This window comes from Litoribaculum gwangyangense (assembly GCF_039543505.1).
In the GTDB taxonomy this organism is placed as follows: Bacteria; Bacteroidota; Bacteroidia; order Flavobacteriales; family Flavobacteriaceae; genus Litoribaculum; species Litoribaculum gwangyangense.
Genome location: NZ_BAABJW010000001.1, coordinates 795501 through 818562 on the forward strand (window position 1 = coordinate 795501; position 23062 = coordinate 818562).

Consider the following 23062-nt stretch of genomic DNA (forward strand, 5'->3'; position numbering starts at 1 on the left):
TAAAGACAAATATATAAAAACTCACCAAACAAACAAATATTAATGGATTTAGCCATAATCAATAAAAATATGTATTGCGAATTTTTAAAAAAAACAACATTAATTTTAAAGATAACGTATATTTGCACTCGTAAATTATTTATTTAATAAAAACAATACAATTAATGTATATATGAAAAGTAACATTGAAGCATTTTTAGATCTTGTAAAAGAAAGGAATGGTCATGAACCAGAATTTCTACAAGCCGTTGAAGAAGTTGCAGAAACTGTAATTCCTTATATTGTAAAACATGATATTTACTATGGTAAAAATATTCTGTTGAGAATGGTTGAACCAGAGAGATTGATATCATTTAGGGTTTGTTGGGTAGATGATAGTGGAGAAATACAAGTAAATAGAGGCTATAGAGTTCAAATGAATTCTGCAATTGGCCCGTACAAAGGAGGTTTACGTTTCCACCCAACTGTAAATGCTAGTATACTGAAGTTTTTGGCATTTGAACAGGTGTTCAAAAATAGTCTTACTACACTGCCTATGGGAGGTGGAAAAGGAGGTAGCGATTTTGATCCTAAAGGTAAGAGTGACAATGAAATCATGCGTTTTTGTCATGCTTTTATGAGTGAATTATTCAGACACATAGGCCCAAATACAGATATCCCAGCTGGTGATATAGGTGTAGGAACGAGAGAGATAGGGTTTCTTTTCGGCATGTATAAAAAATTGAATAATGAATTTACTGGCGTTTTAACCGGTAAAGGGATGTCTTGGGGAGGTTCTTTAATAAGACCAGAAGCAACCGGATATGGGAATGTGTACTTCGCGCAAAAGATGCTGGAAACCAAAGGAGATACTATCGAGGGTAAAAGTGTAGTGGTTTCTGGATCTGGAAATGTCGCACAATATGCTGCTGAAAAAGTAATACAATTGGGAGGTAAAGTTTTAACACTTTCAGATTCATCTGGATATATTTATGATGAGGAAGGTATAGATACGGACAAATTAAAATTTGTTATGGAGCTTAAAAATGTTAAAAGAGGTAGAATCAGTGAATATCTAGAAACGTATCCCAACGCAAAATTTGTAAAAGGGAAAACCCCGTGGGAAGTAAAATGTGACGTTGCATTACCTTGTGCTACTCAAAACGAACTTCATGAGGAAGATGCCAAAACACTCTTAAATAATGGATGTATTTGTGTTAGTGAAGGCGCTAATATGCCTTCAACTAAGGAAGCTATCGCTGCTTTCCATAAAGCCAAAATTTTATTTGCTCCAGGAAAGGCGTCAAATGCGGGAGGTGTTGCTACTTCTGGTTTAGAAATGACTCAAAACTCATTGCGTTATAAGTGGACCAGAGAAGAAGTCGATAACAAACTTAAAGATATCATGGCCGATATACATCAATCCTGTATTGAATATGGTAAAGATGAAGATGGTTATGTTGATTATGTAAAAGGAGCTAATATCGCAGGTTTTGTAAAAGTAGCCGATGCTATGTTGGCACAAGGAATCGTATAAAACGAAATAATTTAAATTGCTTAAGGCTTTCCCCGAAAAGGGAAAGCTTTTTTGTTTAAAATATATTATTTTGAACTAAAAGTCGATAGTTATAAATATATTTGAAACATTAGTCAACAATTATTGTTTTTTTGAAAGACGTCAACACTAATAACTTTGATTTTTTAAGGATAGTATTTGCTTCAACTGTAGCTTTGGCTCATTTAATTGGATTAAGTCAAGTTCAAATTTTTCAATCTTATTCAAAGTTTTTTAACACACAAGTAGCTATTCACGGGTTTTTTATAATTAGTGGATTTTTAATTGCAAAGAGTTACGAAAATAGTGTATCTATTAAAGAATATATAATAAAAAGAGTTAGAAGAATAGTTCCAGCATACTTCTTTGTTGTTTTGGGTAGTGCTATTTTTTTAGTAATACTATCAAAAAATTCAATCAACAACTATTTTTTGAATTTTCAATTCTGGAAATATTTAATTGCCAATTTAACTTTTCAAAATTACATAGAACCTTGTTTACCTGGGGTTTTCAATGACAATTCAATTTGCACTGTTAATGGTGCATTATGGACTATTAAAGTTGAAGAGGCCTTTTATTTGTTGGTGCCAGTATTTTATTTTCTTGTGAATACTAAAAGGTTTAATATTTATTTATTGACAATAATAACATATTTGTTATCAATAGCTTATTTTAATTACTTTCTTTCAATAGATGCTTACAGAATAGCAAAACAGCTTCCTGGTGCGTTAGCATTTTTCGTGTCAGGAATTATATTATATAAAAATTTTGCATTTTTCATAAAATGGAAGCATTACCTCATTGTTCCGTGTTTAATCATTTTTCTTACAGAACAATATATGTTTTCAAGTCATATTTTAAAACCTTTTACTTTTGGGGTTATTGTTTTCTATATAGCATACAATTTTAAATTCCTAAATACTTTCGGTAAGTATGGAGATTTCACCTATGGAATATATATTTTTCATTTTCCAATAATTCAAATATTTGTTCATTATAAGCTATTTGATAAATACAACCCTTACTTTACAAGTGTTGTTTTACTTATTTTTGTTTTGGCTTTAGCGGTTTTTTCATGGTATGTAATTGAATTGCCTAATTTATCTAAGAGTAGAAAATCAAGGCAAAAGAAATTAATATCAAAAAGTTAGTATATGAAATAAAGATAAATAGCGTTTTATATAAATATATTTTAAGAAACAATTTATGCTTCGTAGGATTATTTTTTTAATCATTATACTAATCCCTTTTAAACAAAGGGCTCAAGATTTTTCAGCACTTTGGGAAGGTCATTTTTCATACAACCAAATTAAAGATATTTCAAGAGGGAGCAACAAAATTTTTGCAGCCTCAGACAATGCTATTTTCAGTTTAGATCTTCAAACAAATGAAATCAATGAGATTACAACCATTAATGGGTTGTCAGGAGAAATTATTTCTTCTATTCTCTACAGTGAAACCTATCAATTATTAATTATTGGTTATGAAAATGGTTTAATTGAAATTGCTTTTGATAATGATGACAATGTTTTAACAATTGTAGATATTATTGATAAACCAACAATACCTCCTACAAGCAAAAAAATAAATCATTTCAATGAATATCAAAATTTGGTTTATATTTCAACTAATTATGGGATTTCGGTTTTCGATTTAGAAAGATTGGAATTTGGGGACACTTATTTTATAGGAGATGGAGGGATACAAATTCAAGTAACCCAAACCACCATTTTTGGCGATTATATTTATGCCTCATGCTTGGATGGAAATGGTATAAGAAAGGCATTGGTTACCAATCCAAATTTAATTGATTTCCAAAACTGGCAATTGGTCAACTCAAGCAGTTGGACCTCGATTGAAGCTCAAGGAGATAAATTATATGCTATAAATGTCGACAGAAAAATTTATCAAATTATAAACGATGTTATAAATGAAAGATTTCTTTATTCAAGTGCTCCACTAGATTTAAGAGCTTTAGATGATAGTTTAATAGTAACAACACGCAACAATGTTTTTATTTATGACACCAATTTTAATATTGTATTGCAAGTTTCAGTAGACACCAATTTTAGCACGTTATATACTTGTGCTACTATTGAAAATAATAGTATTTATATAGGCACTAGAGAATTTGGTATTTTAGAAACTACTGTAACAAATCCAACGGTTTTTGAGGAAATTCATCCAGATGGGCCATTATTAAACATCCCCTTTTCAATTGAAGCCGAACCAAATGGTTTATGGGTTACTTTTGGCGAATATGATGTATTTTATAATCCGTTTCCTATAAACAGTCGTGGGTTTAGTCACTTATCAAATAATCAATGGATTAATAATAGATATAGCGAAGTACTGGAAGCTAAATGCCTAAATAAAATTTCAATTAATCCATTAAACACTAGTCAAGTATTTATAAGTTCGTTTTATAGTGGTTTATTAGAAGTAAATGATGGTGTTCCAACTTTTTTATATGATGAAACGAATAGCCCACTGGAGGTTGAGATTGCAAATAACTTAGGTATTAAAGTTGGTGCATCTTCATTTGATACTAATGGACTTTTATGGCTAAGTATCGGAAGAGATAAAAATCAACTAAAGTCTTTTAATCCATCATCTAACCAGTGGAGATCTTTTTCATTCGATGCCATTATTCCAAATGCTACAGATAACAATGGATTTGCCGATGTAATAATTGGACCTGACCAAACAAAATGGCTTGCATCGGCGTTTAGTTTTGGTTTTATTGGTTTTAATGAGAACAATGGAAACCAATTAACAAAAGCGATTTATAAAGAAGAGCAAAATATGCCTTCATCAGCTGTAACAGCTTTAGCATTAGATAAAAGAAATCAATTATGGATAGGAACTTTTAGAGGGTTAAGGGTTTTATTTAATACATCCAATTTTTTTACGGATGATGATATTGAGGTACAGGAAATTATCATAGAGGAAGATGGCATTGCAAAAGAATTATTATTTCAACAATTCATCACAGATATAAAAGTTGATGGTTCCAATAACAAATGGGTAGGAACTGATGATTCCGGATTATTTTATTTTTCATCAGATGGACAAAATACCATTTTTCATTTTACAAAAGAAAACTCCCCCTTACCCTCTAATAGTATTAGAGACATAGCATTAGATGATACGAACGGCATCGTTTATATAGCCACTAGTAGAGGCTTGGTGTCTTTTAAATCAGGGGGTTCCAGTCCATTTGAAGATTTATCAAATTCCTATGCTTATCCAAACCCAGTTCGCCCTGGTTTTAATATTGTGGATGAAAAAGTTAAAATTAAAGACATTTCAGAAAATGTCAATATTAAAATTACTGATATAGAAGGTAATTTAGTGGCCGAAGCACAATCCAGAACCAATCAAAGATATAGAGGCTATAATTTAGAAATAGATGGGGGTACAGCTTATTGGAATGGAAAAAACCTTGCTAATAATGTTGTGGCTTCAGGGGTTTATTTAATTATGCTATCTGATTTAGATACTTTCGAAACAAAAGTTATAAAATTAATGGTGGTTAGATAATGCTCATTACTACAAATGCCATTGTGCTATCAAAACTTAAATATGGAGATAGCGATCTCATTGTTAAGTGTTATACACAGCAATTGGGAGTTATAAGTTTTTTACTTCGAGGCGTTTTAAAAAGTAAAAAAGGACATTCAAAGACAGCGTATTTTCAATTGCTTTCACAATTACAATTGATTGTTCTTTTTAAAGAGAACAGGTCTTTACAAACTATTAAAGAGGCCAAAATTGCACATATTTACACGAGTTTACATACCCATGTTCTAAAAAGTTCCATCGTAATGTTCTTATCTGAGGTATTATCTAATATTTTAAAGGAAGAAGAGCAAAATGAAGAGCTTTATAGCTATTTAGAAAGCACTTTATTGTGGTTAGACTCACAATCGGAATATTCTAATTTTCACTTGTTATTTTTATTAAAATTAACAAAATATATTGGGTTTTATCCCGATGAATCCCATATTGAATACTCTTATTTTAGTTTAAACGAAGGTAAATTTGAAGAAAAACCTACCAGTAAACACTCTATTTCCGGAGAAAATTTAACCCTTCTAAAACACTTGTTAGGCACAAAATTTGATGGCTTATCTTATGTAAAAATCAGTTCAAAACAACGTCAAGTTTTTTTAAGTATGATGTTGCTTTATTTTGAATTACATTTGGGAAGCTTTAAAATTCCCAAATCCCTAAAAATATTTAATCAAGTTTTTAACTAATCAATGAAATCATTTCTTGCTTTTACATTTTTTTTATTTGTATTTAAAAGTTCGCAATGTCAAAACATTAAAGTTTTAAACGCTCAAACCAAAGAGCCCCTTTTTGGAGTAGCCATTTACAATGTAGACAAATCTAAAAGTGTTGTAACCAATTTTAGGGGAGAAGCAGATTTAGATGCGTTTTTTGAAACTGAAATTATTTATTTCAAGCATTTATCCCATCAATTGAAGAGCATTACTAAACGTCAATTAGGGAATTCCAATAAAGTTTATTTAAATTCCAACACACAAGATTTAAACGAAATTGTTATATCAGCATCCAAATTTGAGCAAAATAAAAGGGACATTCCTCAAAAAATAATCAACATCAATGCCAAAAATATTGAGTTTTCAAACCCACTAACCAGTGCCGATTTATTGGAAAATACGGGGCAGGTTTACATTCAAAAAAGTCAACTGGGTGGCGGAAGCCCTATGATAAGAGGGTTTTCAACAAACAGGCTATTAATTACAGTTGATGGTGTGCGAATGAATAATGCCATATTCAGGGGAGGAAATTTACAAAATGTGATATCTGTAGACCCTTTTTCAATACAAAATACCGAGGTTATATTAGGTTCAGGTTCTGTAATTTATGGCAGCGATGCCATTGGAGGCGTTATGGGTTTCTACACCCAAAAACCCATATTATCGTACTCAGATTCGTTATTATTAAAGGCTAATGCCATTGTAAGATATTCAACGGCCAGTGATGAAAAAACGGGCCATTTTGATTTTAACTTGGGATATAAAAAATGGGCCTTTGTAACTAATGCCAGTTATTCATATTTTGGTGATTTACGCATGGGAAGCCATGGCCCAAAAGCGTATTTAAGGCCCGAGTTTGTGGTATCCACTAATGGGAATGATGCTGTGGTAACAAACACTAATCCTTTAGTGCAAAAGCCTACTTGTTACACCCAAGTAAATCTCATGCAAAAGGCACATTACAAGCCTTATAAGAACCTTAGTTTCGATTTAGGGTTATATTATACCACCACGTCAGATTATTCCAGATACGATCGTTTAATACGGTATCGGCGTGGGACTTTACGTTCCGCAGAATGGAATTATGGGCCACAAAAATGGTTGATGTCTAATCTACAAGTAACCAAATTAAGCAGTAATTCGAATTTGTACGACAAAATAAAGGCTACCATCGCCTATCAAAATTTTCAAGAGAGTAGAATGGACAGGGATTTTCAATCCCCAATTAGAAATATGAGGCAAGAAGCTGTTGATGCTTATTCTTTTAATTTAGATTTAGAAAAAAAATTAGGCCTTAAAACGGAGTTTTTTTATGGTTTAGAGTATATCTACAACAAAGTGAAGTCTACAGGAGAAGAAGAAAACATCGAAACAAATTCAATAATCCCAACGGTTTCAAGATATCCAAATGGTGCTAACTGGCAATCTATGGCCGCTTATTCAAGTATCAAATACCAACCTAATACTAAGTTTGTATTTCAATCAGGTTTACGCTTTAACCATATCATTTCAAAAGCCGATTTTACCGAAAACAATACGTATTTAAATCTGCCCTTCAACACCTCACAAAACGAAGCCAGTGCTCTTACAGGAACGGCTGGGATTAGCTGGTTGCCCAGTAAAATGATTCAATGGAAATTGAATGCTTCATCGGCTTTTAGGGCTCCTAATATTGACGATATCGGAAAAGTTTTTGATTCGGAACCGGGGTCCGTAGTCGTGCCAAATGAAACTTTAAGACCAGAATATGCTTATGGTGGCGAATTGGGATTGAAATTGAATTTTAATGATAAAGTCATCCTGGATATGAATACGTATTATACCTATTTAGACAATGCTTTAGTTAGGAGGGATTTTAATTTGAATGGTGAAAGTGAAATTATTTATGACGGTGAATTAAGTAATGTACAAGCCATACAAAATGCCTCAAAAGCTTGGATTTATGGTTTTGAAGTGGGGGCAAAAATTAATTTTACAAATCAACTTGCACTTACTTCACAATACAATATTATTGGCGGAACTGAGGTTGAAGGCTCTATAGAAGTGCCAGTAAGACATGTGGCTCCCAATTTTGGAAATACGCACATAGTTTGGAGTTCGGGGGATTTAAAACTCGACTTTTTTGCTAATTACAATGGTGAATTGTCATTTTACCAATTGGCACCTTCAGAAATTGAAAAGGATTACATTTATGCCTTAGATGCTAATGGCAACCCTTACAGTCCATCTTGGTATACTATCAATTTAAGAACGCAATATCAAGTAACGAACTCTACAACGGTTACAGCTAGTTTGGAAAATATTTCAGACCAACGTTATAAAACGTATTCCTCAGGTATTGCAGCCGCTGGAAGAAACTTTGTGGTATCGTTAAAATATAGTTTGTAACTTGATATGGCGCCCGAACGAAATAGAAAACTCATCTTTGAGTTTTAGTAATTTATTCAATTTTATCTATTTATAGCATAAGAGGCTGCGACAGCGTGTTCTTTTAATGCTTTCATAAATAATTTAATTTTTTGGGTAACTTTTTTCATGTTATTGTTTTTTTAAATTAATAATCCTTTATCGATGTTTTTTACATGGGCTTTCTTTTTATCCATGTTTTTTGTAGTCCTTTACAGTTTGTCGGTATTTTATGTATTTTAACATGCTGTAAATCAAATACTTAGCAAAGGTATATTACTATCATGTTTCCTTAAAAAAAGTTTGACCAATGGACTATTTTTTTGTTGAACCGCACAAAATGGCCAGAAAATGGTTTTTATTGCACGGATGTCTTACTTAGTAATTTGAAATTAGTATGCAACAATAAAATGTATATAAATTTATAACACCTCATTATAAGCCATTAAAAAATAAGGTAGGAAACGGAATAAATTCCCATAAAATAAAAAGCCGCCATTTTATGGCGGCTTAATTTTAAAACGTAAGTTTAGTTATTTTTTAATAGCTTTTTTGGTTATAACGGCACCATTAGATAATTCTACTTTAGCAATATAAATGCTGTTGCTTATATTTGAAAGGGAATAAATTTCAGAATCGCTATTGCCTTTAAAAGTGTATAATTGTCTGCCTAAAAGGTCATAGATATTTATATTTTTAATACTTAAATCTTCAGTGGTGGTAAATTGGACTCTGTCATCTTCAAGTTCCACAATTTTTAATGATTTTGAATTTAAAGCGAATTCATCAGTCGATAAAGAAGCTTGACTGAATAAAACCTCAAAACGGGAGTTAAATTCCCCAACATCGCTTGTAAACGTGTAATCTGAGGCCGATAAATTGTGTACCTTGTTCAACAAATTATCTTTTAAATACACGGGATTATTAGTTAAAAAGTCGCCTTCAAATTGCGCCAAAGTTAAGGTGTAAGTAGTTTCTACATTAATATTGGTGGCAAACCCTAGTTTAATAACTTCGTCTTCATTTAAGCTAGTGGTAGCTTTACCTTGAATGGCGAATTTTGTATCTATTCCTTCAATTGATGTGTAAAGAGCAGCAGGTAAATCATTAATTGAAAGTCTTGGAGCATCATAAGCTAGAGCATCTTTGGCATTTGTAGCCCCATCAACATAGGCTACTAAAATTTGATTAAATACCCCGTTATTTGAGGTTAAATTAACCCAAAGTCTATTAAATGTTGTTGAATTATTTTTGGTAGTGGAATTCTTAAAAAATTGAGAATTACTTAAAGCATTCTTTTCTCGCATGGCGTTAGTAAAGGTTACAGTTCCATCTGTTAAACCTGCTATAAAAAAGCTTTGCCCTGATGGTATAAAGCCATTAGGAGGATTTCCGAAAGCATCATTTTGAATAGCTCCACTGCCCACTGTATAAATTGCATAATCGTTTTTGCTGAAATTTATTTGTTGATTGCCTGAGTTTCCAGCATCAGGAGGTGTTGCTTGTGACCAAAAATAGGCTGCACCATCAATAACTGTTGAATTAGCCGTATGAAAATCCACAAAATTAACTGCACTAGGGTAAGGGTTTCCAATTAAGTTCCACTTAGTACCTGTATTTGCAGGATTTGAAGTAATGGTTACGGGAACGTCACTAGTATTAAACTCGCCTTCAAACGAAGCAGTACCTGAAGCACCAAGTCCACTTGGGAATAAACGTGCTTCAGTTACGGCATATCCAACGCCAGGTGTCATCGTAGCTCCAGCTAATGCATATTGCCAGTCATTACCGAAATCATCAATATCATCACCATTATTATCGATAAAATTGGCGGCATTAAACCAAAAACGCCTATCCCCATCTACATCAGGGAATACACTACCAATAGTTTCGTTAACAACGGGCGAACTCCAATAGGTGTAATAATACCATTGGTCTTTTGGAGGGGTTTGCTTGTTAACCCTAGCAAGACCACCAGCGTTAACCGTAAAGGTGCCCAAGGCATCATTTTGTACAAAGTTACCTGAGGTTTCAACAAATAGTTCACCATCTACCACGACATCATTTTCAATTTCAACAAAACTATTGTTTCCAACGGTTAATCTAAATCCTGTGTTAACTGTTAAACTACAAGCACTTAAATCACCATCAATTGAAGAGTCATAATCTCCATTAATTATAGCTTCAGTGGTTAAATCGGGTGTTGCTGACCAAGTTGTACCATTCCATGTTACTGTTGATACGCAAGTCCCACAAGTGTAAGTACATCCACCTAAAGAAGCTAAGCGGTTATTATCTAAAATCCAGTTTACTGAACTTGAAACTCCAGCTAAAATTGCACTTTGCCCAGAAACTGAAGCACAATTATAATTAGCATTATCTATTTCACCTAAATTTACGGCGTTAGTTCCATTAGTCAACCCAGTTGGTAAAGCTGAAGTAGAAGCAGTAGTAGCATTTGACCATCCAGTACCATCAAAGTTAATAGCATAAATAAATGTAGGAGATATATCAGCTCCTTGATAGGCTAATATTTGATCTCCTGTAGCGCTAAGTTGAAATTGATTATCATCTGTAACATTACCAATTGAGGCTGAAAAAGGGCTGCCATCAGTTATTGTTATTTCAGTGCCACAGGAGAGTGCTGATGTGGCTGTCCATTCAATAATGCCTTCATTTGATCTAAAACTTCCCGACGATTGCCATCCATTATCAGTAAACTTTATACTTGTTGTATTAGAAACATCAGTTAGTAAAACAAATGTAAATTCGTCAGGATCATCTGAATTAAAGCCTGTAATAACAATATCTCCAGCACTTAATGTAGTCTGCCCAAAACCAAAATTTAGGGCACCAAAAAGGGCAATTAAAAAAGTAAAATATTTTGAGAACGTAATTTTTTTCATAGCTAAGAGGGTTTTTAAAACATGCACTTTACATATACAAGTACAATGGATTTGGGTTTTATGTTTTTTATTCGTTTAGTTAATTTATCAATTGTTATTTTTGGCTTACCTATGCATACCAAAAAAACATATACACTACAAGAAGCTACCAAAAAATTGGAGCATTATTGTGCGTACCAAGAACGCTGCCATCAAGAAGTAAGGCAAAAACTGGAAACCATGCACATGATACCCGAAGCTATCGATATGATTGTGGTTCATTTATTAAAGCACAACTTTCTTAATGAAGAACGTTTTGCCAAAACATTTGTAAGCGGTAAGTTTAAAATTAAGAAATGGGGGCGTAGCCGTTTAACTTATGAACTTAAGAAAAAAGACATAAGCAAAGTTAATATAAATCAAGCACTTGCAGAAATAGAAAATACGGAATATGTCGAGGTTTTCAATGCGTTAGCCGAAAAAAAAGTCCAATCTATTAAAGAAACCAATGTTTTTAAGAAAAAGAAAAAATTAATCGATTATCTGTTGTATAGAGGCTGGGAAATGCACTTGGTTTATGAAAAAGCCAATGAATTAATTAAATGATCGTTTGATTTTTTTGCATTTTACAAACTAAAAGAAGCTCCAAAATTAAATGTAAACTGGTTGTGCAGTTTTTCAGCAGGTGTTAAGGTATCCGTGTTATATTTGGCAATAGGAACATTAAATTCTGTAAAAAGCCCAAAACCATCAGAGAAAAAATATCGCATTCCTAAATGGCCTCCAAAATTTTTAAGGCTGAAATTTAATCCCGGATAGATGTCAAAGTTCTCATCCATATTAACCACATTTCCTAAATGTGCGTTAAAACGGCCTTTCATATCAAAACGGTCACCAAAATCGGCATTTAAACTATCATCAACACCTAAAAGATAGGTTGATGACACACCAAACGACATGTTGGGACCCACACCAAAGTCGTAACTTAGATTTAAACCAGAGCCATTATCTTGAACATTGGCACCCACTTGAAATTTGTTATCGCCACTGCCTATAAAAACCTGGGCATTTAAAAAGGAAATGCTACAAAAAGCAACTAATAAAATTATTTTTTTCATGTGTTAAGTATGTTACTGAGACCGCAAATATAGGATTACTTTCTTCGCCAAAGTACTTTAATTACAATCTATTTTGGGTTTTAATAATAGCTTGCTCGTTTTTCCAGTCAATCCATTTTTGCCCTTTTATTCGGCGCATCACATTATCTAAATTGCGCATCACAAAAATATTATAAATAGCTTTACTTAAGTTTTTCGGGTTTCTGGCTATGGCACGCAAACTCATGGAAAACCCTGGGGTTACATAACGCATATAATGCCAATAGCCTTCGGGCATGTAAAGCACTTCGCCATGGTTAAGTTCGCAAACCCATCCTTTGGCTTTTTTTAATGCAGGCCATTTTTCAAAATCAGGATTATTAAAATCGATATCCTCTCTAGTAATTAACGAGTGGGGTATTTTGTATAAAAAGGGGTTCTGGTTTTGATCAAACAAGATACATTTTTTGGTGCCTTCAAAATGAAAATGAAAAATGTTTGCTAAATCAATATCGTAATGCATAAAGGTGTACGAATCGCGCCCTCCAAAAAACAACATAGGAATGCCTTTTAAAAGTCGCAACCCAAAATCGGGAAACGTAAAATCATTTTGCAACTCAGGTATTTCCTTCAGGGCATTCCATAAAAAAATGCGATATTTAGTGGGCTCGCGCTTAAGCAAATCAATATAATCGCTCAATTTCATTTTAGCGTGTGCTTGGTTAAAACCATCTTTATAATCCACGGGTCTATCATCGTACAGCGGAATGGTAATATGGCCACCAACACTTTTCATGTAGTCTAAATTCCATTTGTTATAAGCAGGCCAATCTTCAATAAAACGCTCAATAACCACCGGTTTTTGTGGTTTAAAATAGTGCTTTAAAAAATCCGCTTTGGTAATGGTTTTTACGCGCGGAATGTCTTGTAAGTTTAACGACAAAGCTTAAAAATTTAGTGCTCAAAGTTAAGAAAACGTTACCAAATTTAAAATAATATTTGGCGGGCGATGGCCTAATTACTCATCTCATCTAAACGTTGTTACAAAGTAAATTTATTTACTGCCAATGTCAATTAACATAGCAGAATACCATCAATAAGGCGTTTACTAATTAAACTGATAACGCAATCCAAACAATACATTACTAGGTGGCATGGGTATAATTCCGCTCTCTATATAGTCGGCATCAAAAATATTCCCTACAATGGCAGTAAACTCAAATTGTTTTGAGGTGACTACCATGGAAGCGTCCAATACATTGTAACTTAAACCCTCGGTACGTTCTGCATGTTTATAGATTATGTTAAAGTTAAAGTTTTTACACAGTTGTGTACTTAAACGTGAGGTAAAATGGTGTTTTAAGGAGTTGATGCTGTACCTAGAAAAGTTTAAGTTTAAATCACCCACTTCATCTTCCAAAAACACGTATCCCAAAGAAAAGTTTTGGTTTAAATTACGGATTTTAAAATTATAACTTGTGTTCACTTCAAACCCTTTGGTATATAAATCACGTAGGTTTGTTGCCATAAAAGGGTCTGCTTCAACATCCTTTACATAATCAATTAATTTACTAGCATCTCTGTAAAAAAACACTACCGAACCTGTAAATTTGGGCGATAGGTATTTGGCGCCCAATTCTCCAGAAAGTGCTTCTTCGGGTTTGAGATCTGGGTTGCCTTCAGTGGCAGGGTCTCTGTAAAACAAATCGGTATAGGTTGGAATTCTATAAGTATAACCAGCGTTTCCGTATAGTTTAAAATGGTCGGTTAGTTTATAGCCAACATCAATTCCCGGGAATGCGTGAAATTTAAAATCAGAAAAATAGGTTACTGCAATACCGGGGGTTACATCTAGCTTGTTATCTAATAATTTAAAACGGTGTTCTAAAAACATATTGGTCATAAAACGGTTTCTATTTCCCAAATTATTACTGCGTATATATATTTTAGACATATCTATTCCAAATCCTGTTATTCCAGCACTTGATGTATAAGATGCATTAACTTCAACACCCATTTTATCTGTAATATGAAGGTTTCTATAAAAACCAGGGTCGTTACGTCTTAATAAGAAGATGTCTTGGTTACGTTTCCAATACACTCGAGGTTTCATTTTTAGTTTTTCGTTATTAAGTTCGGTGGTAAAAGCAACTAAACTATTTTGAGTTTCCTCGTATTCATTAAACGAGGGGTTGGTGGTGTAAAAGTTTTCGGCTCCAAATTTTCTATCCAAAAATGTGGCAATCATTTCGATGGGGAGTTCTTTTTTATTGAAAATGCTCTTCATGAAATAATTAGAATTCTCGTAGTCAGAATTATTTCTGTAGCCTGTAGAAGTTAATTTTCCTACATGAATAATATGGGATGTGTTTTCCAAATCGGTACCCACTGTTACCGATCCATTTAATTGCCCAAAAGAACCCGTTTCCATATTGGCAGAAACGCTGTTTTTCAAGTCTTTTTTAGTAACAATATTGATGGCGCCCGTAAAAGCATTCTGACCAAAAACCCGAGCTGCAGGGCCTTTGATGATTTCAATGCGCTCAATAACTTCAACAGGTAAAGCGGCATTCATGGTGTGGTGCCCTGTTTGCGCATCATCCATTTTAATGCCATCAATAAGTAAGAGCGTTTGGTCAAAACTACCACCACGAATATATAAATCTGCCTGACTTCCACCAGTACCACGACGCCGAATATCTACACCTGCGACTTGTTGTAATAAATCGGCTAAATTATTGGTGGCGCTATTTTTTATGTCTTCGGAAGAAATGATATCAATGGTTCTTGAGTTTTCTTTAAAAGGCAGGTCTATTCTTGTTGAGTTAATCACAATTTCTTTTAAAGAATCTATTTTTACAGGATTTTCTTGTGCTTTTCCTGTAAGGGCAAATAAAACTAAAAGACTTGTTAAGGATAATTGGGCTCTCATAAAAATATGGTGTTTAAAAACGATGCAAAAGTCGTAACTTTCCGGACGAGTAAGGTAGTCCAGTTTTAAAACAATGAATAGTCCGGTTAATGATCTTTTAAAACAATTAATCCATTTCGAAAAATCGAGGTCAACAGCGATTTATATTCAAATTGCACAACAAATTATAAATGCCATTCAACGTGGTTATTTGTCTAAAGGAACTGCCTTGCCGGGAAGCCGCAGTTTAAGTAGTCTTTTACATGTCCATAGAAATACAATTGTAGCGGTTTATGATGAATTAGCCTCCCAGGGTTGGGTGGAAATTATACCCAATAAAGGAACTTTTATTTTAGAACCAGAACATACAACGGCTCCTATTAAAGCGTCAACCTATCACATAGATCAGGTTTATGAGTATTCTAAAACCACTGGGTTTCCTTTTCAATCCGCTCTCCATTTAGCTTCAACACATCAAATTACAAAAGCGAAATATACGATTAATGAAGGCACACCTGATTTACGATTGCATCCTGTACACCAATTTTCCAGGTGGTATAGCGCTGCTATGAAACGAAAATCCTTGATTTCGAAGTGGCATCAAACCTACGAATCAACGTATTCAATTTTTGAAATACAGCTTTGTAATTATTTAAATGCTACTAGAGGATTTCATATAAAGCCAGAAAATGTCATAAGTACCAGAAGCACAGAAATGAGTTTGTATATAGTTTCCCAACTTTTAATTAAGCAAAACGATTTGGTTTTAGTAGGGCATTTAAGCAATTATGCCTCCAACATGATTTTTCAAGAGGCCGGTGCTACGATTAAAACAATTCCAGTAGATCATGAAGGTTTGGATGTTGATTATATCAAAACTCACTTTGCAAGAGGTAGCCTTCGCTGTGTTTATGTGTGTGCAAATAGGCATTACCCAACAACACAAACACTAAGTGCAGAACGCCGTTTAAAATTGTTAGAACTGGCAAAGGATTATCAGTTTGCTATTATTGAAGATGATTTCGATTATGATTTTCAGTTTGAAGGTTCAGCTATGTTACCCATGGCAAGTGCCGATGCCAATGGTATGGTTATCTATTTAGGAAAGTTGGGGCAATCGTTATTTCCAAGTTTTCAAACAGGCTTTGTGGTAGCTCCAGAAAATTTAATTTTAGAGGCAAACAATTATTTACAATTGTTAGACAAACAAGGTGATTTAATTCAGGAACAGATGCTTTCTGAATTGATCTCTGAAGGTGAAATACATCGCCTCATGAAAAAGAACGTGATTATTTATAAGCAAAGGCGCAACTTTTTATGCCAGTGTCTAGAAAAATATTTTAAGGGCGATATTACATTTCAAGTTCCTACAGGCGGTTTAGCCATTTGGGTGCAGTTTGACGCCAAAATTTCGTTGGTAAAACTAGCTGAACAAGCTGAAAAGAATGATTTATTTCTTCCTAAAACCATTCTTTATCAAGATAGGGATACTTGCGCTATTCGTTTTGGATTTGGACACTTAAATGAAAATGATACAGACCTTGTGGTTAAAAAGCTAAAAGAATCTTACGATGCTATATTAAATTCATGATTACAAACTTCACATCGGTATTTATCTTTAGAATAAAAGGGGAGCGTACCTGAAATAAATCCGAAAAGAAAGGCTAAAAAGGATCTCAAATCTGTAATTGTTGAAAACAAATTGACCTCTTCACTTTCACAATTTGGGCAATGAATAGGGTTGCCATTATCGTCCAATGAATATTTGTGAATTGAATTTAAAATATGTTGGGCTTTTAGAGCATCATGTCTAAACACTTTAAGTTTAACGCCACCAATAGCATTACTAACCAACGGGTCCGTGTCAATAGTTAGGTTGTCCGACAAAAAAACTTGAATACCTTCGGCTTCTAGACGTCCTTTAATAATTTGGGCTTCTGTAGAGTATTGAAATCTAGCTATGGTTTTAAAGGTGTCGCTCATAATCACAAAAATAGAAAGAACTTTTGAAGATTAGTTTTGTATTTTTGAAATTATAAATATTCCGCATTATGAAAACCTCTTTTTTTATTCTTTTTTTTGCCATTACAAGTTTTGCCTTTTCCCAAAACAATTACATCGTTAACACGGAAGATGGAAGACGTGTTTTATTAAAAGCCGATTTTACTTGGGAATATATTGATGCACAAATATCTACTAAAACAACAGAAAAAGTAAAAGAGACCATTTCATGCAATCTACCGTCTGATTTTATGGAGCCTGAATTGAACCAAAAAATTCAATCCCAATTAAAAAAGGGTCGTGCAACCATAGAACACGTAAAGGAAAAGGTAGCAAAGGACAACAATTGTACGATAGATGAGGTATTGTTATTATCGGTTTCTGAGCAAAAATCTAAAGCTACTTATACGTTTTGTGCCAATGGAAAAGAGGTTAAATATAAACGCGTGGGGAATTCTATCATAAAACATCAAAAGCTTTTTTAACATGTCATTCTTGTTAAAAATTTAAATTTTTAAGGTCTTTCCTGTATCTTTACTACTATGTACGCCCTAGTAGATTGCAACAACTTTTATGCGTCTTGCGAACGTGTTTTTAACCCTAATCTTCACCATAAACCCATTGCTATTTTAAGTAATAACGATGGGTGCGTTATTTCACGCAGTGATGAGGCAAAAGCTTTGGGTTTGCCCATGGGAGCGCCTATTTTTAAGTGGGAAGGGTTTTGTAAAATAAATGATATTCAGGTGTTTTCATCTAACTATCCATTGTATGGCGATATGAGCAACCGGGTTATGAAAATTTTGGAACAATTTACACCTGATGTTGAGGTTTATAGTATTGATGAGGCTTTTTTGGAATTTATAGGATTTAAGAATTATGATTTTAATGACTACGGAAACCAAATACGGAAACGCATTTTAAAATGGATAGGCATCCCAACCTGTGTAGGCATTGCCCCAACAAAAGCGTTGAGTAAAATAGCGAATAAAATAGCTCGAAAATTTCCAGAGCAAACGAAAGGAGTTTACGTCATTGATTCTGATGAAAAACGTATTAAAGCTTTAAAATGGACAAAAATTGAAGACGTTTGGGGAATAGGGTGGGGATTGCAAAAGCGATTAAAAGCCAATGGATGCAAAACCGCTTTTGATTTTATACAATTAAACGATGATTGGGTGCGGAAAACCTTTTCAATTACAGAGTGGAAACTAAAAAAGGACTTGGAAGGAAATCCTAAAATATTGTTGGATGAACCTAAAAACAAACGAGCTATTGCTACCACTCGAAGTTTTGATTACAGCTATAACGACCTTAATTATATAAAAGAACGAGTCTCTACGTTTGCGACACGTTGCGCCGAAAAATTACGCAAACAAGGGTCTAGTTGCCATATGATTATTGTAACATTAAGAAGTGACCCGTTTAGGAAAGACGCAGAACGATATAGAGCGAGTAAACATGTTAGTTTAACCTTTCCCACAGATTCTTCATTAGTTATAAGCAATGAAGCAGTAAAAGCGGTTTCAAGTATTTTTAAAAAAGGCATTCATTACAAGAAAGCAGGAGTCATTGTTACTGGATTAGTTCCTAGTGATAACTATCAACTGGATATGTTTGAACATGAAGATCCAAAGCATAAATCGCTTATGTCTGCTATCGACGGATTAAACAATAAATACCGAGAAAGTAAAATAAAAATAGGTAATCAAGATTTAAAACGTACCTGGAAAATGCGTCAGGAGCGATTATCGCCAAAGTACACAACCAATTTTAATGACATTATTTCTGTAAAATAATAAGAATCTTTATTAACTTTAGCAGGGATGTTTTGTTAAATCATAAAGTGAAGAAAAATATATTATATAAATCTAAAAATTTAACTTTCTACAACGCTGAGGTTTCAGATAGTCTGGGAGGTTTCTTTTTCGACACAGGTATTTCAGCTGGTTTTCCATCTCCGGCTGAAGATTTTAAAGAAGAGCGTCTTTCTTTAGATAAGGAGTTTATCAAAAATAAAGAGGCTACTTTTTTTGCTCGCGTAAGCGGACAATCCATGGTTGGAGCTGGACTTGAGGATAACGACTTATTGATAATAGATAGAAGTCTTGAACCAGCTAACAATAAAATAGCCGTCTGTTTTTTAGATGGTGAATTTACGGTTAAGCGTTTAAAAATGGATAAAACAGGTCTTTGGCTAAAACCTGAAAATCCCAATTATCCTATGATAAAAATTACGGAAGAAAACGATTTTGTAATTTGGGGAATAGTTACCAATGTGATTAAGAAAGTATATTAAACAAAAAACGCGAAGCTTATGCTTCGCGTTTTTTGTTTATAGTTTTAAAAATAGGCTAATCTGCCAAAACAATTACTTTATTGTCCTTCATTTCAATAGTTCCAGAATTTATTTTTAACAAGGTTGTGTTTTTATCACCTTTGGTAAATTTATCTTGAACCTCTTCGGCTAGTTCAATAGCGCCTGAAATTTTTACAACGCCTTCTTTCAATAAGGAAACAATAGGCGCGTGGTTATTAAGCATTTCAAATTCGCCATTTACTCCCGGAACAGCAACACTTGTTACTTCTCCACTAAATAACGTAGCTTCTGGTGATACGATTTCTAAATGCATAATTCAGTTATTTTAGTTTAAGCTTCCGCTAACATTTTTTCTCCCGCTTCAATCGCTTCTTCAATAGTACCTTTAAGATTGAAGGCCGCTTCAGGAAGGTGATCTAATTCACCATCCATAATCATATTGAATCCTTTAATGGTTTCTTTAATATCAACTAATACGCCTGGGATACCTGTAAATTGTTCTGCAACGTGGAAAGGTTGCGATAAGAAACGTTGCACACGTCTTGCTCTAGATACCGCTAATTTATCTTCTTCTGATAATTCTTCCATACCTAAAATGGCGATAATATCTTGTAATTCTTTGTAACGTTGTAATAACTCTTTTACGCGTTGTGCACAATCATAGTGCTCTTTACCTAAAATATCAGCAGTTAAAATTCTTGAAGTAGAATCTAATGGATCTACCGCAGGATAAATACCTAACTCAGCAATTTTACGAGATAATACCGTTGTAGCATCTAAGTGCGCAAATGTTGTAGCAGGCGCAGGATCCGTTAAATCATCTGCAGGTACATAAACCGCTTGTACGGATGTAATAGAACCTCTTTTAGTTGAAGTAATACGTTCTTGCATCGCACCCATCTCTGTTGCTAATGTTGGTTGATAACCTACCGCAGAAGGCATACGGCCAAGTAATGCAGATACCTCTGAACCGGCTTGCGTAAAACGGAAAATGTTATCTACGAAGAAAAGTACGTCTTTCCCTTGTCCTTCACCAGCACCATCACGGAAATATTCAGCAATTGTAAGGCCAGATAAAGCAACACGAGCACGTGCTCCTGGTGGCTCATTCATTTGTCCGAAAACGAAAGTAGCTTTAGATTCTTTCATCTTAGCTTTATCAACTTTAGATAAATCCCATCCACCATCTTCCATAGAATGCATGAAATCCTCACCATAACGAATAATTCCAGACTCTAACATCTCTCTTAACAGGTCATTTCCTTCACGAGTTCTTTCTCCTACACCAGCAAATACTGATAAACCACCGTGACCTTTTGCTATATTGTTAATCAATTCTTGGATTAATACTGTTTTACCTACACCAGCACCACCAAATAAACCAATTTTACCACCTTTTGCATAAGGCTCAATTAAATCTATTACTTTAATACCCGTAAATAAAACTTCGGTAGACGTTGACAAATCTTCAAATTTAGGAGCTTGACGGTGAATTGGCAACCCAGCGTCTCCAGCTTTTGGTAAATTTCCAAGACCATCAATGGCATCTCCAATTACATTAAATAATCTTCCGTATACAGCATCACCAATTGGCATTTGAATAGGAGCTCCAGTAGCTGTAACTACAGTACCTCTACTTAAACCATCAGAAGAGTCCATTGCAATAGTACGCACTGTATCTTCACCAATGTGAGATTGTACTTCTAGTACTAACAAAGAACCATCAGGTCTTTTAATTTCTAATGAATCATAAATTTTTGGAAGCTCTGAACCAGCAGCAAATTCAACATCGATAACTGGTCCTACTATTTGTGCAACTTTACCTGTAACTTTAGACATTACTTATATGTTTAATATTATGCGTTTAAATTGAAGAAAACACGTTGCGTTTTCGGGTGCAAAGATAATTTTTTTAATTTAAAATAAAAGTTGTTTTTAAAGGTTTTTTGGAATAAAAAAACACCTTCAATTTGAAGGTGTTTAAAAATTATATTTTAGTTTGTTTCTACTGTAATAAGGGTGAAAAATTAGTTTGGTAATCTTTTGCTTTTGCAGTATTTCCAGAGGCTACGAAGTTTGAGCCAAATTCGCTATCAAGAGCTTTCAAAAACTCATTGGCCATTAAGGCATAACCTCTAGGGGTTAAATGTATACCATCTAAGCTTACGGCACCCCCAGTAACTAAATCTGCATTAAGGGTGTAATTATCGAAATTAATTCCTGTTGACGCCAATTGTGTTAAAACACTGTTCAAATCAGCCAATACGACATTAGGATTCGCTGTCGCAACATTTTCTATGGTCGCATTATAGGCGTCAGTAGCATTCTTTATTTCCATTTGTTCGCTTGGCAAAAGAACCCATTTATCAGCTAACGGATTGGTAACACCTTCGACTGAAAATTGACCTGCTAAATTAGCCGGTAAACCTTGAGACTGTAAAAAAGCTAAAGTAGTTGTATTTACAGTACCTATAATAGAGCTGCTGGGTAATACAAATAAATCTTCGGAAGTTGCTTGTCTTGTTTGGCCGTAAATATTTCCAAAAAGATTTGCTACTAATGGAGCGGCAGCAGCTGGTAACCCAAAACTTTGTACGAAAGCAGGAAAGGTTGGGCTTCCGTTTAAAACAGCTGTGATTTGCGCCGAAAGGTTTACTAACGTTTCATCCTTTATAACAACAGGGCTAGCTGCTGTGGATGAAAACACGATAGACCTTTCTGGAACACCTAAAAATGCAAAAACTTGATTTAACTGACCAAAAACTCCGTTCAGTGTTGGTATTAGCGGACCAAAACTTGGATTTGTTGGACTTAAAGGGTTGAAGGGAACCGTAGTAAAATGTGGTAAATCTGTAATATAAGGTACGTTGGTGACAACGCCTTTAGCACCTCCGGAAGTTAAGGTCGTTACTAAGGTTGTAAAAGCAAAATTAAACGTTGCAGTATCAGTTATAGGATTTGAGCCATCGCCTCCCGAAGTGGCATATCCCAAAACATCATTTCCTCCAATTTCTGATAAGGTAAAAAATGTTGGGCTTTGGGCCATCGCTAATTCCAGTAATGAAGCATTGGGAGTGCTACCGGTTAAACGAACTGCATAAGGGTTTGCTGCTGATGGAAGATTCGCGATATTTCCATAGCCATTACCAAGTAGATGAAAACTTTTAGCTCCTGGAACACCTAAGTTACTAAAGGGTCCAGTTGGGTTATTTAAAGCGATATCGGTTGTAACAGTAACAGGACCAATGATAGATTCTAATGATACTGGACCAGCTCCACCAAAGACTAATCTAGGGCCTTGTATTCTGTTTCCGCCTAAAGCAAGACCACCAAAATTGTCGTTCATCAATGGTTGGTTAAAGTTTCCTCCACCTGCATTGGCAAATTGTTGAGATAAAATATTTGGAAATGAATTTTCTTGGGCAGCTTTAAACAAAGCGCCATCTGTAAATCCAGCAGTAAATGAGGCACCTAAAGCCACATAGTTAGAGAAGTCTGCTGATCCAGAAGTCAACTCAGGTAAAACTACTGGTTCTGGTAAAATATTATCTTCTTCATTACATGAAATGAATCCTAATAGTAGAAATAAAAGAAATATATATCGAGTATTCATAATTGA

The 23062-nt window shown here is 34.2% G+C and carries 18 protein-coding genes; 10 read left to right on the top strand and 8 right to left on the bottom strand.

Features of this window, described 5'->3' with window-relative positions:
- The first annotated feature begins 172 nt into the window (after nucleotides 1–172).
- From gdhA to ABD963_RS03560, 5 genes are all read left to right on the top strand, one after another.
- Nucleotides 173–1516 (top strand): NADP-specific glutamate dehydrogenase, encoded by a 1344-nt coding sequence (gene gdhA, locus ABD963_RS03540; protein ID WP_345275556.1) that lies wholly within the window; start codon nucleotides 173–175, stop codon nucleotides 1514–1516.
- 131 nt (nucleotides 1517–1647) lie between these two features.
- A complete protein-coding gene (locus ABD963_RS03545) occupies nucleotides 1648–2685 on the top strand; it encodes an acyltransferase family protein (RefSeq protein ID WP_345275557.1) in 1038 nt (345 codons plus the stop codon).
- Between the two features lie 55 nt (nucleotides 2686–2740).
- Entirely contained in the window at nucleotides 2741–5077 is a 2337-nt protein-coding gene (gene porZ, locus ABD963_RS03550; protein WP_345275558.1) for a type IX secretion system anionic LPS delivery protein PorZ, read from the top strand.
- On the top strand, nucleotides 5077–5796 hold the full coding sequence (gene recO, locus ABD963_RS03555; protein ID WP_345275559.1) for a DNA repair protein RecO: 720 nt from the start codon (nucleotides 5077–5079) through the stop codon (nucleotides 5794–5796). Before porZ ends, recO begins: the two co-directional genes overlap by 1 nt.
- 3 nt (nucleotides 5797–5799) lie before the next feature.
- A complete protein-coding gene (locus tag ABD963_RS03560) occupies nucleotides 5800–8211 on the top strand; it encodes a TonB-dependent receptor plug domain-containing protein (RefSeq protein WP_345275560.1) in 2412 nt (803 codons plus the stop codon).
- 551 nt (nucleotides 8212–8762) lie between these two features.
- Here ABD963_RS03560 and ABD963_RS03565 read toward each other — a convergent pair.
- Nucleotides 8763–11135: a T9SS type A sorting domain-containing protein gene (locus ABD963_RS03565; RefSeq protein ID WP_345275561.1), complete on the bottom strand. Its 2373-nt coding sequence runs from the start codon at nucleotides 11133–11135 to the stop codon at nucleotides 8763–8765.
- A 111-nt stretch (nucleotides 11136–11246) separates the two neighbouring features.
- Here ABD963_RS03565 and ABD963_RS03570 point away from each other — a divergent pair, with 111 nt between their 5' ends.
- Nucleotides 11247–11720 (top strand): regulatory protein RecX, encoded by a 474-nt coding sequence (locus tag ABD963_RS03570; RefSeq protein ID WP_345275943.1) that lies wholly within the window; start codon nucleotides 11247–11249, stop codon nucleotides 11718–11720.
- Nucleotides 11721–11740: 20 nt separating this feature from the next.
- Here ABD963_RS03570 and ABD963_RS03575 read toward each other — a convergent pair whose 3' ends face one another.
- The 3 genes from ABD963_RS03575 to ABD963_RS03585 all read right to left on the bottom strand — a co-directional run bounded on the left by ABD963_RS03575 (nucleotide 11741) and on the right by ABD963_RS03585 (nucleotide 15143).
- Nucleotides 11741–12232, bottom strand: coding sequence for a DUF6646 family protein (locus ABD963_RS03575; protein WP_345275562.1), 492 nt, complete (start codon nucleotides 12230–12232; stop codon nucleotides 11741–11743).
- A 61-nt stretch (nucleotides 12233–12293) separates the two neighbouring features.
- A complete protein-coding gene (locus ABD963_RS03580; protein ID WP_345275563.1) occupies nucleotides 12294–13154 on the bottom strand; it encodes a cupin-like domain-containing protein in 861 nt (286 codons plus the stop codon).
- Between the two features lie 165 nt (nucleotides 13155–13319).
- A complete protein-coding gene (locus ABD963_RS03585; protein ID WP_345275564.1) occupies nucleotides 13320–15143 on the bottom strand; it encodes a TonB-dependent receptor plug domain-containing protein in 1824 nt (607 codons plus the stop codon).
- Nucleotides 15144–15216: 73 nt separating this feature from the next.
- Between ABD963_RS03585 and ABD963_RS03590 the strand changes: the two genes are divergently transcribed.
- On the top strand, nucleotides 15217–16713 hold the full coding sequence (locus ABD963_RS03590; protein WP_345275565.1) for an aminotransferase-like domain-containing protein: 1497 nt from the start codon (nucleotides 15217–15219) through the stop codon (nucleotides 16711–16713).
- On the opposite strand, the gene ABD963_RS03595 is transcribed toward ABD963_RS03590, so the two are convergent.
- A complete protein-coding gene (locus ABD963_RS03595; protein WP_345275566.1) occupies nucleotides 16689–17105 on the bottom strand; it encodes a putative signal transducing protein in 417 nt (138 codons plus the stop codon). The two genes, ABD963_RS03590 and ABD963_RS03595, sit on opposite strands and share 25 nt — an antisense overlap.
- Nucleotides 17106–17173: 68 nt before the next feature.
- On the opposite strand from ABD963_RS03595, the gene ABD963_RS03600 reads away from it, so the two are divergent.
- From ABD963_RS03600 to ABD963_RS03610, 3 genes are read left to right on the top strand one after another with little or no spacing between them, the layout of a single operon-like run.
- A complete protein-coding gene (locus ABD963_RS03600; protein ID WP_345275567.1) occupies nucleotides 17174–17608 on the top strand; it encodes a DUF3157 family protein in 435 nt (144 codons plus the stop codon).
- Nucleotides 17609–17665: 57 nt separating this feature from the next.
- Nucleotides 17666–18922 (top strand): Y-family DNA polymerase, encoded by a 1257-nt coding sequence (locus ABD963_RS03605; protein WP_345275568.1) that lies wholly within the window; start codon nucleotides 17666–17668, stop codon nucleotides 18920–18922.
- A 47-nt stretch (nucleotides 18923–18969) separates the two neighbouring features.
- Nucleotides 18970–19422 carry a LexA family protein gene (locus ABD963_RS03610; protein ID WP_345275569.1) on the top strand — a complete coding sequence of 151 codons (453 nt, stop codon included), beginning with the start codon at nucleotides 18970–18972 and terminating at the stop codon, nucleotides 19420–19422.
- Nucleotides 19423–19477: 55 nt separating this feature from the next.
- Here ABD963_RS03610 and ABD963_RS03615 read toward each other — a convergent pair whose 3' ends face one another.
- The 3 genes from ABD963_RS03615 to ABD963_RS03625 all read right to left on the bottom strand — a co-directional run bounded on the left by ABD963_RS03615 (nucleotide 19478) and on the right by ABD963_RS03625 (nucleotide 23056).
- Nucleotides 19478–19756 (bottom strand): F0F1 ATP synthase subunit delta/epsilon, encoded by a 279-nt coding sequence (locus ABD963_RS03615; protein WP_345275570.1) that lies wholly within the window; start codon nucleotides 19754–19756, stop codon nucleotides 19478–19480.
- A gap of 17 nt (nucleotides 19757–19773) precedes the next feature.
- Nucleotides 19774–21282: a F0F1 ATP synthase subunit beta gene (gene atpD, locus ABD963_RS03620; protein WP_345275571.1), complete on the bottom strand. Its 1509-nt coding sequence runs from the start codon at nucleotides 21280–21282 to the stop codon at nucleotides 19774–19776.
- A 166-nt stretch (nucleotides 21283–21448) separates the two neighbouring features.
- Complete coding sequence (locus ABD963_RS03625) at nucleotides 21449–23056, bottom strand: SGNH/GDSL hydrolase family protein (protein WP_345275572.1); 1608 nt, start codon at nucleotides 23054–23056, stop codon at nucleotides 21449–21451.
- Nucleotides 23057–23062: the final 6 nt, after the last annotated feature.